General features: G+C 31.6%; 17 protein-coding genes. 15 read left to right on the forward strand and 2 right to left on the reverse strand.

All coding sequences use genetic code 4. The features are described from left to right. Positions 1–65: 65 nt before the first annotated feature. Complete coding sequence (locus H6411_RS05225; protein ID WP_216083592.1) at positions 66–1217, forward strand: hypothetical protein; 1152 nt, start codon at positions 66–68, stop codon at positions 1215–1217. Here H6411_RS05225 and H6411_RS05230 read toward each other — a convergent pair. Then, on the reverse strand, positions 1214–2605 hold the full coding sequence (locus H6411_RS05230; protein WP_216083593.1) for a nucleotide exchange factor GrpE: 1392 nt from the start codon (positions 2603–2605) through the stop codon (positions 1214–1216). The genes H6411_RS05225 and H6411_RS05230 overlap by 4 nt on opposite strands. Positions 2606–3194: 589 nt before the next feature. Here H6411_RS05230 and H6411_RS05235 point away from each other — a divergent pair. From H6411_RS05235 to H6411_RS05260, 6 genes are all read left to right on the forward strand, one after another. After that, positions 3195–3455, forward strand: a complete 261-nt coding sequence (locus H6411_RS05235) for a hypothetical protein (RefSeq protein ID WP_216083594.1) — start codon at positions 3195–3197, stop codon at positions 3453–3455. Positions 3456–3719: 264 nt separating this feature from the next. Then, the gene (locus tag H6411_RS05240; RefSeq protein WP_216083595.1) at positions 3720–4166 is read left to right on the forward strand and encodes a hypothetical protein; all 447 of its coding nucleotides are present in this window, start codon (positions 3720–3722) and stop codon (positions 4164–4166) included. A 52-nt stretch (positions 4167–4218) separates the two neighbouring features. Next, positions 4219–4665 carry a hypothetical protein gene (locus H6411_RS05245; protein WP_216083596.1) on the forward strand — a complete coding sequence of 149 codons (447 nt, stop codon included), beginning with the start codon at positions 4219–4221 and terminating at the stop codon, positions 4663–4665. Between the two features lie 268 nt (positions 4666–4933). Continuing rightward, positions 4934–5587: a hypothetical protein gene (locus H6411_RS05250; RefSeq protein ID WP_216083597.1), complete on the forward strand. Its 654-nt coding sequence runs from the start codon at positions 4934–4936 to the stop codon at positions 5585–5587. Between the two features lie 143 nt (positions 5588–5730). Further along, on the forward strand, positions 5731–6552 hold the full coding sequence (locus H6411_RS05255) for a hypothetical protein (RefSeq protein WP_216083598.1): 822 nt from the start codon (positions 5731–5733) through the stop codon (positions 6550–6552). Positions 6553–6597: 45 nt separating this feature from the next. Beyond that, on the forward strand, positions 6598–7452 hold the full coding sequence (locus tag H6411_RS05260) for a hypothetical protein (RefSeq protein ID WP_216083599.1): 855 nt from the start codon (positions 6598–6600) through the stop codon (positions 7450–7452). 29 nt (positions 7453–7481) lie between these two features. On the opposite strand, the gene H6411_RS05265 is transcribed toward H6411_RS05260, so the two are convergent. After that, positions 7482–7994 (reverse strand): hypothetical protein, encoded by a 513-nt coding sequence (locus tag H6411_RS05265; protein WP_216083600.1) that lies wholly within the window; start codon positions 7992–7994, stop codon positions 7482–7484. Positions 7995–8130: 136 nt separating this feature from the next. Here H6411_RS05265 and H6411_RS05270 point away from each other — a divergent pair, with 136 nt between their 5' ends. From H6411_RS05270 to H6411_RS05305, 8 genes are all read left to right on the forward strand, one after another. Next, a complete protein-coding gene (locus H6411_RS05270) occupies positions 8131–8400 on the forward strand; it encodes a hypothetical protein (protein ID WP_216083601.1) in 270 nt (89 codons plus the stop codon). Beyond that, positions 8391–8870 carry a hypothetical protein gene (locus H6411_RS05275; RefSeq protein WP_216083602.1) on the forward strand — a complete coding sequence of 160 codons (480 nt, stop codon included), beginning with the start codon at positions 8391–8393 and terminating at the stop codon, positions 8868–8870. Before H6411_RS05270 ends, H6411_RS05275 begins: the two co-directional genes overlap by 10 nt. Positions 8871–8942: 72 nt before the next feature. Next, positions 8943–9734, forward strand: coding sequence for a hypothetical protein (locus H6411_RS05280; protein WP_216083603.1), 792 nt, complete (start codon positions 8943–8945; stop codon positions 9732–9734). Between the two features lie 7 nt (positions 9735–9741). Then, the gene (locus H6411_RS05285; protein WP_216083604.1) at positions 9742–10233 is read left to right on the forward strand and encodes a hypothetical protein; all 492 of its coding nucleotides are present in this window, start codon (positions 9742–9744) and stop codon (positions 10231–10233) included. A 5-nt stretch (positions 10234–10238) separates the two neighbouring features. Continuing rightward, positions 10239–11075 carry a hypothetical protein gene (locus H6411_RS05290; protein WP_216083605.1) on the forward strand — a complete coding sequence of 279 codons (837 nt, stop codon included), beginning with the start codon at positions 10239–10241 and terminating at the stop codon, positions 11073–11075. A gap of 3 nt (positions 11076–11078) precedes the next feature. Continuing rightward, positions 11079–11855 carry a hypothetical protein gene (locus H6411_RS05295; protein WP_216083606.1) on the forward strand — a complete coding sequence of 259 codons (777 nt, stop codon included), beginning with the start codon at positions 11079–11081 and terminating at the stop codon, positions 11853–11855. 4 nt (positions 11856–11859) lie between these two features. Next, positions 11860–12303 (forward strand): hypothetical protein, encoded by a 444-nt coding sequence (locus H6411_RS05300; protein WP_216083607.1) that lies wholly within the window; start codon positions 11860–11862, stop codon positions 12301–12303. 454 nt (positions 12304–12757) lie between these two features. Continuing rightward, positions 12758–13543 (forward strand): hypothetical protein, encoded by a 786-nt coding sequence (locus H6411_RS05305; RefSeq protein WP_216083608.1) that lies wholly within the window; start codon positions 12758–12760, stop codon positions 13541–13543. Positions 13544–13663: the final 120 nt, after the last annotated feature.

Genomic DNA, 13663 nt, shown 5'->3' on the forward strand with positions numbered 1-13663 from the left:
ATTAGAAATAAATATTTCTTATATGGTCATGCTTTTTACAATGCGCACAACTTAAATAAAAAACAATGTCTATCTTTTCAACTATTGTTAAGGCTTTAATAGCTACTGGAGTTTTATCTGGAGCAGCAGGTGTAGGTTCCAAAATATATCTAAAAAATGGTCATGGTTTTGGAACCATGGATGTAGATCCAGTTTCCAATGTTTCTACTTCAAATACACAAAATACAGCAACTGTTACTCCAACTCAAAATCAAGAAGCATCAACAAGAACAACTTATGGTTCACTATTGATAGACAAAAAATATGAGTTAGTAAAAGCAGATACATCAAATGACATCATCCTAAATATCATGATGGAAAGACTGGATCCTACAAAGGACAGTCTTAGCTATTCTCAAGGACAAAGATTTTCAGTTAGCTCACCAGTTACTTTTGGTACCAAAAAATTTGATAGTCAGATAGGAGGTAAAAATTATTCCTTGACTGTTCTACAAAAACCACAAGACACTTTTATAGATCCTTGAAAACAAGCATGTATTCAAGCTTTAGCTGTTGAAGTAACTAAGGAAAAAGTTGAGAAGTCTGGAACTACTGAATACAGTGAAATGGCTAAATTGAGGGAATGATGCACTATACCTACAGTTGATCAAGTTTTAAGAAGACATAAGTTGACTCCACTTAATACCAATACAGAAGATACTAAAGATGATGAAGAATGGAAAACAGTAATATCTGGAGGTTGATTTAAGAAAGAAGGAGATAAGAATAATTGAGAAGATCAATCTTTTATAAAGGATGAAGCTGATTTAAATATTGTTGTCGGTACTGATAAGTCTGGAATTAATGGTAAGAATGATGTAGATAAAAGCAAGATAGATGTATTCAAAAAAAGATGCAAAGATGAGTTATCTAAACCTTTTGAAAGAAAAAACTTCTATTTAACTACTCAATTCATTAATGGAATAACAGGAGATAAACCAGAAATAGATGCTTTCCAAGAAACAGCTTTGTTCTGTGTTAAATCATTTACAGCTTCTCAATATATAACTGATTCTTTACAGGGATTAGTAAGTGATAGCGTTGAGATAAGCGCAGATGATTATTGTTATTTAAGTGATGTAAGTAATAAAGAATCTTTAACTACTAATAATCCTCTAGGCGGTAAATCTTTCTGATGTGCAGTTAAATCTCTATATAAGGCAAAGCCTAGAAATTAGGTTTTCTTTTCTGGTTTCATTGGATAGTTAACTAATTCAACAAATCTCTTTAATTCTTTATCTATTTCATCACTAGAAAATCATTCTGTTGTTTTTCCTGCAGTATATTGAGTTCAAGGAATGCTGTTTACTACTTCATGAAGTACTGTTTCTCCATTGGAATTTTTATTTGTGCCGAATATATTTACCAATCCTAGAAGTATTCAGAAAAGTTGGGAATCGTAATTAATTATTATTTCTGATCTGTCGGTCATGTCACAGCCTCATCCAAATGTGAATATGTTTATAAAAGCAGCTGAGAATGCGTTTCTGCACGCGCCTTCTAACTTATCTCTTTGTTTGCCTTGTTCTACTATTGAATAAGTCGAGAAACTTTCTCTCTTAAATTGTTCGAAATCTTGTTTTTCTATAGGTTTTGTTTCTATTAAGCTAGTAAGTATTTTCTTTAGAGAGCTTGCTTCTTCAGGGATTTTGTTGACACTTTCTAGAAGTTTTTGCTTTTCATTTCCTGTTAAGATTCCTATCAATATCTTCGGAACTATTTCTATTTTTTCATTTAGTTTTTTTATTTTCTCATCTATATCCTTTATGTGATTCTGCATAGAGATTCTTATGTTTTTTATTTGTTCTATGAAGTTTGCATTATCGAACTTAATTTCTTTTTTGAAATTGATCAATATATTTTTTATTTCTGCAATGTCCTTTTCTATTTCTTGTTTTCACTCTTTTATTTTTCCGTTTAGTTTTTCAATGTGTTGATTGTTATTAGGGATATTTATTGTTACTCTGAAGTCTTGGTATCTGAAGATTTCAAAAAATGTGGATTCTAGTTTTGTGTTTATATTGTCATTGTTCAGTATTGTTCTAGAGAAAGCAATTTGTTTTTGATTTTCTAGAATTGAGTAGACTTTTTCAGATATTGCGTCTATTTCTTTAAGTAAATAACTCTTAATAAATGCAATGAATATAGGAACTAGGATATCTTCAGATTTTTCTGTTGGTAAACGAAAAGGGGTTATCTTGGAGAATTCTGGAAATTCTTTGTATTTTTCAAGATCTTCAATTAATAATTTTTGGATCTGATAATTCTCTGAAATACTAATATTGTCTATTTGTTTCCATCAGTTTTCTATTTGATCTTTATTCTTAATTATTAAGTCATTTATTTTTTCTATATTCCATATTTTGTATATAGATTTTTCATACTCTAAGGCTGTTTCATTTTCTAATTGTTGAGAAGATTTTTTATCTGAATAAAGAGTATTAAGGGAATATGTATCTGTAAAAGGGATAGTTGCTGTTGCAGCAGTCATAACTGATGCAGAAAAGGCTATTTTTTGGGTTGTTGTTCAATTAATTCAGAAGAAAATTTTGTGTGGCAGTTTCATTTTTATTTGTTCGCTAAGTTCTTTTAGACTTGTGATAGCAATTTTTTGTGTGTTGATTTTAGATTTTTTTGATAAGCGTGTATTTGTTTATTGAGTTAGATTCTAAGAATTGCTACAAGCGTGTAATTTTTTTTACTTTTTAAGCTTGTACATAGATTTTAAATTTAATCAAAAAAGCCTCTTCATTGCATGTTTCTAGTTGAAGATTTAAATTTAAAAACCTTCTTTTAAGCTGAATTAGAGGGCTTAATAGCAAGCATACTTATTTGTCTATTTATAAGATGTCATTTTTTAAATATCTACACTAAGTTTTTTCTTTGATGAGGCAGCGTTCAAGAGCATAAAACGATAATCATGTTTTTGAAAAATATTACAATTTCCCGCATTCTGTCGGGATATCAAAGATGGAGGATTTTAAGAAGCCAGCGATTAAATCAGCTAAAGCTCAGAAATTAATTCTTGAATTAGAGGATTTGTTTGATCCTAATTTATTTGATTTCAAGAAATCAATTTTTGCATAACGATTTCATGGAAAGTTGGTAGTTTCGGGAGATGCTTGTGATCTACTAATTATTAAACACGGTTTCATATGCCGTTTGCTCTTATTTGTAAAGATGAGATAAGGTGAGGTTCAAAACTGATGGTTATGGAATCTAAACCCAATATACCAGAGTTTTTGGGTGTTTATGTTTTGTGTTTCATACATGAAGGATTGTGATGAGAACAGAGAGTTAAAGACGCTTTTAAGCCTGGAAAAACAGTTGAGTTTATTGGAGGATGAGGTAGATTTGTTGAGTGAAGCAAGATGAAAGGGAGATTTTTTGTGTTTTCTTTGGTTGCATTGATTTAGTGTTGATCAGTTCATAGAGATCTCAAAATATCTGTTTAATTTTTGAGAGATGAGTAATTATTTGACAGAAAAATAAGTGTGTTGTTTATGCATATAAGTTACTTTTGTCATTTTTAGCTATCAAAAAAAACACTTTAAAAAATCGAAATTCTTTCTTTGTCTACGGATAGTTGATTTTCTAGAACCATAGATTCTTAAAGGGAAATGTAAAACTGCCATTTTTTTGCAAACTATAATTCTCACTCTTTCTTAAATTAAATGCTCATGAACACTCCTAAAAAACCAGAATTTAAATCGGCCAAAGCTCAAAAAATAATTTTGGAGTTGGAAGAGCTTTTTGATCCTGATCTTTTTGATTTCAAAACTTCAAGATACATTGAAAGATTTCATGGGAAGTTTGTAGTTAAGGGAAATGGTTGCGATATTCCCCTTGTTAAGAAGGGCTTTATGCCTTTTGCTTTTTTCTGCAAAAAAGAAATAAGGTGAGGATCGAGGCTTGTATATTTGGAAAGTCCCCCACATCTTAAGGAATTTATTGGTGTTTACGTTGTTTGCTATGTTGGAGGTTGAATTTGGTCTGAAAAGAAGATTGAGGATGTTTTCAAAACAGGAAATACAGTTGACCTAATTGGAGGTTGAGGAAGATTTATAGAGTGAAAGAAAAAAATGCCAGGTAGGTTTTTTGCTTTCGCAGTTATGTCCGTGTTGTAAATAATCATTTTAGTTTGTTGAAATTAGAGATTTATTTTCTTTTTTGACTACTATGGATGATCCAAAGAAACCAGAGTTTAAGTCTGCTAAAGCGCAGAAATTATTGCTCTCTTTGGAAAATGTTTTCGATCCTGCTTTTTTCGATTGAAAAAAAGAAAGATTTGTGGAGGGCTTTTACGCCAAGTTGATAGTTCAAGGCGATGCATGCAAGATTCCCGCTGTTGAAAAAGGATTTATGCCTTTTTGACTTTTTTGCAAGAATGAAGTAAGGTGAGGCGCAAGAGCAATGCATATGCAGTCCCCTCCCAATATTCCTGTGCTTAAGGGTGTTCATATGGTTTGCATAATAAATGGCTGATTGTGAGAGACTAGAGAAGACATTAAAAAAGCTTTTCAGATTGTAAAGACAGTTAATTTAGTGGCAGAGCATGGAAGATTTATAAAGAGGGAAAAGGATCCAAATGTATTCTTCTTATTTTTTCTAGTATTCGATAATTAACGATGAACAAAAGAGTTAGTTTTCTTTTTTCAATTTGTAGCACTTATAGATTTATTTTTCTTATTTAAATTAGTCACAAAAGAACGAAGTCTTATTTTTACTTAAATGTATTTTTTTATTTTTTATTCATTTTTTTCACGAAAAAGCTTTGCTACGTGTTGTTCTTTTTGAAAAATTAAATTTTTGAATTCTTTCTTTTTAATTTTGAATAATCTTGCTTGTAACTCTCAAAATATTTACGAAATAGAAATAAATTTTTTAATAACTAATGAACTTGACAGCGTTAAGACTGAATACAGATTTTTTGGAAGCTAAATGAGGATTGGGAATGCTTTCATTCTTACTTTTACCTCCAGCTATTTACTTCTGTGTAAAGAATGAGTTTTGAGGATCAAAAATATATAAAGGAGTTTCTAGAGTATCAGCAATTAATTTTTCTACTCCAAAAGGATCTGATTCATCTCTTCCAACTTTGTTGGCTAAACCCACATCTGTCTATAGTAAATATAAGAATGTAATATTGCAGCCAATTGAAAGAAGTAAGACTAATCAACAGGAATTTGACCAATTATTTCCTAAATGGCAAGAGAAATTGGATTTTTTAAAGCAAAATTATGAATCTAAATATAAAGATGTGAGCGATACCTTGAATAGTATAAGCGGTTTAGCGGATGGAGCAGTTTTGTTAGCTGGACAATGTTGATATTCATTTGCTTCCGATACTGCCGTCAAGGAAGGCATTAACGATAATAACAATTGAAAAGTCGCACATAAGGAACAGTTAGGACTTTTAAAATCTGCTGGTTCTAATGTAGAAGACAAAACAGATAAATTTTGAAACGCAATGTGAGATTTATGTTCTGATTGAGGAACATCCAAAGAACCTATAACTAAACCAGAAGATTGAGGAAAAGTAAATTAGCAAGTTAATTTTACTTTGTATCTTATCATTTATAGAAAACTAATTCTCAGTATTTTCTTTCCTACGAGGCTTTAAATATTTGTATTTAAAGCAAGGATTTATATACAAACTGTTGTGTTTAATTAAAAAGGTCAATTTATTTCATGGATCCAATAAAAGGTGCAGCTAGTTTAGGAGTTTTAGCTTTATTGATAGGTGGAGGTTATGCCTTGAAAGGAGGTTTAAATCTTTGAACTCCTGAGCATTCCTTTCTGTCTAGTACGGAAGATTTTGAAAAAACTTATGCAGATAAAACTTTCGGAAGAATATATGGAAAGTATTTGTCAGATCCTAATAAGAATGAAGCTTGATGGAGTAAGCATTATGAAGAGGTTTGAAAGAAAGATTATGAACCTACAAGCGGGAAAGCTATTAGTGATTTAAGTGATGAGTTTAAGAAAACAGATAAAGTAACTAAAGCCTTTGGAGAGGAGGGAGATAAAACAGCCTTAAATAGAGTATGCGAAGATGCGTTTAAGAAAGAATCAGCAACAGATATAAAACCCACTTCTACAGATGCTACAAAAGATAAATACAGAAAAGCTATTTGAAAATACTGCACTATATTTTCAGAAGAATTGTTGACTGTTAAGGAAGGTGGTGATAATCCTACAGATGGAACAATTGGAAAAATAAAAGAAGAGGTGCTAGCTTCGACTACTTCAAATAAGAACGATGCATTCTGGGCATTGAAACAAAATGAATTTTTTTATGGAGGAGAAAGTAAATTAGGAACTGGTCATGGTTCTGCAGAAGGAAAACTTTTCAGTGACTTGTATAAACAAAAGGGTTCTAAATCTCAAGAACAAGGAGCACTTAAATCTGTTTGTGATGGCGCTTATAAAAAGAAATCAACTGAGATCCCAGAACAAGAAGTTGTTAAGTATTGTTCTTTAATAGAAGACACAACCGCTTCTAAAGCTTAGATTTCATTAATTAATATGTTTATAAGGATAGATTAAAAGATTGTTATGTCAGTTTTAGTAAAGGCTGGAGTTGGTGTTGGAATATTGACGCTTGTTACAGGCGGAGGTTTCTATATCAAGACACTTTTAGGGGAAGAGATTTCTTTTGTTACTTTAACCGTAGAAAAGGATTATGGAACTGTTTATACAAATGAAAAAATAGGGAAATTATATGGTGATTATCTAGTTGCTCCTTTTGGTTTGTCAAAAAATGATGGAAACGTTGATAAGTCTAAAGATAATGAATCTTGATGGGCGCTTTCTTATAGAAATTTTGAAATAGACGGAGCTTCTAGTGATGATTTTAAAAAGGTAGAAAAAGTTGACAAATCTTTCGTTGATAAGGATTCACAAGATAATAAATCTTTAAATAAAGTTTGCGAGACTGTTTACAAGGGAGATTATTCAACAATTGATATTTCTTCAGCATCTACAACAGAAACTCCACAATCTCAACTAAGGAAGGATTTATTTAAGTATTGTTCTTTTCTAGGAAAAGAGCCGACAACTATTTCTAATAAAGAGGAGGGAAAGAAAAAATATTCAGATGATCAAAGTTACGGAGCAATTCAAGCAAGTAAGTTAGTTTCTGTTACAGATAATGGCAACCGTCTTTTCTGGGCTACACAAACAAAACTTTTCTTTGAGGCAGAAGGAGACAGATCAGGATCTAAAGATGCAGATGCAAATTCTATATTTAAAAAGTTGTTTGATGAAAACAAAGATAAGAACAAATCTTGAGACTTAGTTAAGAATGCTTGTAAAACAGCATATTCTAAAAAAGGAGAGGATAGTGCTGCAACCGATAAAGCACCCAAAGAAAGTGTATTTAGATACTGTTCATTAAAAGGAAAGGAATAGAAGTTAATTTTTAAATTAAAGATTTATTTTTATTTTGTGCATGTTGCCTGAAATACTTCTAAATCTTGCTTAGTTTTATAGTCACTTTGATTATCTTCATAAACTCCGTCCTTTTCTTTTAACTGTATAGTTTCATCTCTAGCTTTTAATTCACATCACTCTCCAATAAAACCAGCCCATTTTTCTGATGCTGGTCTATTATTTTGCTGCGCTTGGTTTATTTTTGATATTTCAACTTTACTGTTTGGCAAGCTAGCCTTTATATGACCAAAGTTTCTAACTAAAGTGTTTTTATATTGAGCTCCCTGAGCATTAACACTTACAACATTCAACTGTTCTATTATTTGTTCTTTGTTGTTTCCTATGTATGTTTTATTTTTTTGTTGAACCCATTTGTAAAGGGCAGAATAAGGTTTTTCTGAAGGGATTTGTTCCTTATTAGTTTCTGAATTAAGTGCTCCTTGTTGAAAAACTATAGCTGTTACTATGCTTCCGATTAGAGCAACACCTCCTAATCCGTAACGTATAAGATTTCAATCCATGGTAGATGATTTGCTTGCTCTCTTATTTATTTTTTGAGTAAGAAATAGTTCTCTTGAATTTTTTAAAAATTTTGAATAATAAAGAAAACTTAAAAAAATTTAATTTCTAACTTTATAAGAGGTTGATTATTGATTTATGGCAACCACAAAAGTTGTAGGAACAATTTGCGCGTTATCTGCGATAACTGGAACTGCTAGTTTGATTACTATCCTTCTTTTGGAAGGCGGAATGCCAGAATATGAAACCTTAAATTCTCCTGGTTCCGGAATGTATGTTTCAGATTATAAGAATTATTTTGTTGATGCTACTAAGAAGAGCAATAATGATTGATGAGAGTGAGCTTTTAGAAATAGATATGAATTAGATACTAAACCTGTACCTGGTAGTAAGAGTTTTTGAATGTAGATGGAGGAGTTGGCAAAGATAGATCTTTAAATGGAAAATGTGAGGATGTCTATAAGCAACCAAAAGCAAATATAAATACTCAGAGCACGCATGACCCTAATAAATATTTAGAGGATGAAGTCTGAAGATATTGTTCTTTATTAAGCAAGAAGCCAAAGACTATTGAGGAAGCTAAAACTACTGATACTTATAAAACTGAGAACACATATGGAAAACAGTACAAAGACAAACTAATAGATCCGAAGCATGAAGATAATGAGGATTTCTGAAATTTAAAGAATGCAGAGTTTTTGGGCTTGAAAGGAGCTAAAGCTAAAAGAGAACAGGTAACTAACTCTAATTCTATTTTCTATAACGCTAATAAATCAGTTAAGCAATTATGCAATATTGCTTACTTCGAAACAACAAATGGAAATAGTACTCCTTTGGAAGATGTATTTAAGTTCTGTTCTTTAAAGGGAGAACAGTAAAGCTAATTTTTTTGGCTCTTTAATTAGTTTGTTTACTTTTTGCCGTTGTAAGTCCTTTATATATATAGATATATGACTTTATTTGTTAAGGTAGCTTCTGCTTTGGTGTTTGTAGCAGCTGCAAGTACAGGGGGATATTACTTACTCAGTTCTGGAAACGATAGAGTTTTCGTTATTAAGGATAAGAACTCTTTTAATACTCTGTATACAGAGGAAATGTTCGGTAATGATTACTCTCAATACATGGTAGATCCTGATAGATATGAGAATAAGAAATGATGAGAGGAATCTTTTAAGAAATTTAAAAGTGCATCTAGCTCAACCACTTTAAGTAATGAGTTTCAGGTTCAGAACATTACTCTTGCGTATTCTGATGATGAATCAACTACACCTATTAAATCTCTGAACAAGGCTTGTAAAGCAGCGTTATTGTCTAATCAGACTGAGATTGATAAGAAAGCAAATTACGAAGATAATGTTTGATCCTTCTGCTCCGTAATAAACACTAGAAGAAAATTTTCAAGTAAAGATAACTATACAAGCAAAGTAGGAGGTTTAGAGATTTACAAAAATAAAACTGTTTCTGTAAAAGCCGCAAATGATAAATACAATTCATCATTTTGGGAGACAAGGAATAAGGAATTTTTTGATGAAATAAATTCTGGATATTCAGGAAGCATGGCCTCAAAAGATTCCATATTTTCTGATTTATATAAAAAGAAGTTAAATAGAGGAGAGGAAGATACTATTAAGAAAACATGCGAAAAAGCTTACGAAGCAAGTTCATTAGATTTAGAAGAACCAAAGATGAAAGACTCTGATGTTGCTTTATTCTGTTTCTTAATTCCAGAAGTTAGGAAGTAGAGCTATTTTGGATCCAACAAAAGTAGGTATTGTGGCTAGTGGGGCTGCATTGATAGTCTGTGGAGGAGTAGGAATTAAGTTTGCTTATGACGGAAGAGTGATCACTTTGGAAGGGCATAAAGATTATTCTGGAGAAGATAAAGATACAAAAGTAGGAGGGAAGTATGCCGCTTTTCTTGCTTCTGTTGAAGGCAAGGTCAATGATTATTTCTGGAACAAGAGGGTTCAACATTTGGCAGGTAAAAACATTAGTTTCCAAGATGGAGGATTTTTTAAAAATGACTTCGAGACTAAATTACAGGCTTATAAAAATGATCAAACAAAATCGGATAAGAAGAAGGCAGTTGTTGATGCATTAAAGAGCAAATGCAAAGAAAAGTATGATATTACTCCTTTACCTAGTTACACAAATGGAGAAAAATTAAAGTGAAAGGAATTTTGAGAGTTTTGTTCTATAGAAGGGTCAGCACCTAAAGAGTTAAAAAGTTCTCTGGAATAAAAATTATGTCATTACCTAAAGCAGCAGTAGTTGGAGGCGGCGCAACTGTCTTGACAGCTGGGACTAGTTACGGAATTTATAACGCTGTTTCTTCAGATTCTATGCCAGTAAATTTTGTTGTTTTGTCCAAGGATTCAACAACGTTCGACGGAGATACAAAGATAGGCAATTTATATGGAGATTATTTAATTTCTCCTTTTGGCAAAGACAAAAATAACAATCAAAAGTGATGAGAATGGTCTTTTAGGAGGTGGCAAGAAGACGAGAAAGGCACGAAAAGGACATTGAGCTCTAGTTTTGCAAAAGACAAAATTAAATCCGGATATCAACCGGAAAGTAAAACTACTGAGGACGAGCAAAAATCTTTGAATAAAGTTTGTAAAAATGTTTATGAAAAAACAAAGACAGATATTACCAAGGAAAATAGTGACTCTAATAATGATAAAGAAAATTTAAGAAATGATCTTTGGAAGTATTGTTCTTTCTTTAGAGAGACTCCAAAAAGTATCGATGAAGTTGAAGCTAAAGACTATTCAGTAGCCGATACATACGGAAAAAAATATGCCAGTAAATTAGTTGGCATTAAAGGCAACGATACTTTCTGAGAAACAAGAAATAAAGAGTTTTTTGAAGAAGTAGGTAAGACAAGTAGTATTCTGGATGCAACAAATGATTCTTTGTTTAAAAAGCTTTTTGATTCTAAAGGCGGGGAAAATAAAGGAAACATAAGAGAAACTTGTAAAGCAGCTTATTTTCTAAAAGAGACAAAAGAAGACAATAAATTAGCTGCTACAAAAGATAATGTTTTTAAATTTTGTTCATTAGAGAGAAAAGCAAGTTAGTTAATGGATTTGGTAAAAGCATCCGCAGCTGCTGGTGTTTTTATGGCTGCAGGGGCAACAACTTATGGCATTAGTGTTCTATGAAATATGCCAGCATGAAAACACATTACTGAGAATTTGACTAGTGAAGTTTATGCTGAAAATTACAAACATTATTTAGTAGGAGCAACAGATGAAAATAAAGGTTGATGAGAGTGATCTTTAAAGAACAAGTTATCTAAGGATAAAAGCTCAGAAAACGAAAAACCTGGTTTTGGTTTTAAGGATGTTACAGACAATTGGAAGAATCTAAAAGATAAGTGCGGTGAGGCTTATAAAAAGCCAAAAGGCGATGTTGTTTCAGACACTACAACTTCTGATAAATACCTAGAAAGAGATGTATGAAGATATTGTTCTCCTAGCGTCAAAGGAAAACCAAGTACTGTAGCAGATAAAGATACTGAGCAGTATAAAAGTAAAACGGATGTATATGGAACGACTCAAAAAACTAAATTAATTTCAACTACGGATGAAAGTAATGATTGGTTTTGACAAATACAGGAAGATAGATTCTTTGGTATCGGTCGTTATAAGGGCGAAACTCCCGAAGGTTCGAGCGGAATAACACTAGCTGATGATTCTTTATTTCATGAATTGTATGAATCCAGAAAAAAGTATTCTAGATCTACAGTCAAAGGAACATGTGAAATTGCTTATGGACTTAAATCAACAAAAGAAAATGGAAAGCCAACTGCAACAGAAGCAAATGTTCTTAAGTTCTGCTCTTTAGAAGGTAAATAATTTTGTGCTGACTCCTCCAACAAAATTAGAAGCAGCAGTTGCTGTAGTAGTGGGAGGAACAACTGGAGGTTACTTTTGATTACAAGATCCAGGAAATCCCCCGTTTACTGTTGAACAAAGATCTATTTCTTATGGCAATAGCACTTTCGGACAAGAAAATGCTAAATATTTAGTAGATCCTAATGATTCAAGAAATAAAGAGTGATGAGATGAGAAATTTACGAAACTTTCTATTCAACAAACAGGTAGTGATGCTGCCAACAAACTACACGAGGATTTCCGAAGCGAAGCAATTACTTCTGGATTTGGAGATGATAAGTCCTTGAATAAAGTGTGTGATACTGCTTTCAAAACTCAAAAGAATACTTGAAGTACTAAGACACACTATGAAGACAATGTTTGAACTTATTGTTCTTTGCTAGGAGTAGACATTAAAGCTAATAGGTAATTCCCAATATAAAGACCAATTAGGAGAAAATCATAGAGATAAAGCAGTTTCAGTCAAAAATAATGAGAATTCTTTAGATCTGAAAAATATTCTGGATCAAGCGCAGAAGGTTCAATATTTTCTGGCTTATATTCCCAGAAAGGAAATATAAAGTCTAGCAATATAAAAGCAAAGTGTGAAGAAGCTTATGAATCTGAAAAAACACAGACAAATCCTATTCAAGCAACAGATGCAGACATCAAAAAATTTTGTTACTTAATTCCTACAAGTTAGTAAGGTATAGTTTGTTCTGCTTGAAGGACTTTCAATTACTTTTTGGTGATTTAATTTTCAAATATGAAGTCTAAAAAGCATTAAATAGTCATTTTTCTAATTTATACACAATAGAAAATCGTAGAAAAGTTAATAAGTTTTAAAAATATTCATTAAATTTAAAACTCAAAAAAAATTAAACGTGGCAATAGTACCTTTGATTAAATCAGTAATTATCTTAGGAATAGGAGCAGTATTGATTGGAGGAACTGGAGTGGGAGCAAACTTTTTGTTTGGAGCTCAAGAACCATTCAGATCTACTTTAGAAACTGTTGACGATGGTAAATACGCTTCTGACTACAAGAGATATTTTGTAGACAATACTAAGAATGAAAACGACAAATGATGAGATTGAGTGTTTGAAATGAGATATGAGTTTGATAAGAACGATGAAGAAAGCAAAAGACACAGTGCACTTACTAAATTTATTGGCTTAACAAGTGGTTCTGCTAAAGATAAATCTCTAAAGAAAGTATGCGGAGATTCTTATAAGGAATCTACAGATAATGTAGTTTCTAAGACAAATAATTCAATAGACTCACAAAAATATTCAGAAGATGATGTTTGAAGATATTGTTCTATATTTGGCAGCAAACCTAAGACATTGAAGGAAGTAAGTTCAGAAACTACAAGAGCGGAAAATACATTTGCAAAAACCAAAGAGAGCGATCTAATCGATACTAACTATGAGGGAAATGAAAAGTTTTGAAATGAACAAAATAAATATTTCTTTAGTCTTCAGGAATCAGAATTAGAAAACAGTTCTATGTTCAAGAATCTATACAAAAAAGAATTTAAAGGGCAAAATGACACAATAAGAGATGTTTGTGCAGAAGCTTATAAGAAACAATCAAATGGAAATACAGATTCAAATGCTGAAGTTAAGGAGACTGAATTACTTAAGTTTTGTTCTTTGAAAGGTAAATAATAAATATATTTTCATTTATAGATTCCAACCATTTTTTTGATCCACAAAAACACAATATTTAATAAATAAATCCTTTTTTGACTCTGTAAATAACTTTTACTTTTTGAAATTTATTATTAA

It is taken from the genome of Candidatus Mycoplasma haematohominis, assembly GCF_902712995.1.
In the GTDB taxonomy this organism is placed as follows: Bacteria; Bacillota_I; Bacilli_A; order Mycoplasmatales; family Mycoplasmoidaceae; genus Eperythrozoon_B; species Eperythrozoon_B haematohominis.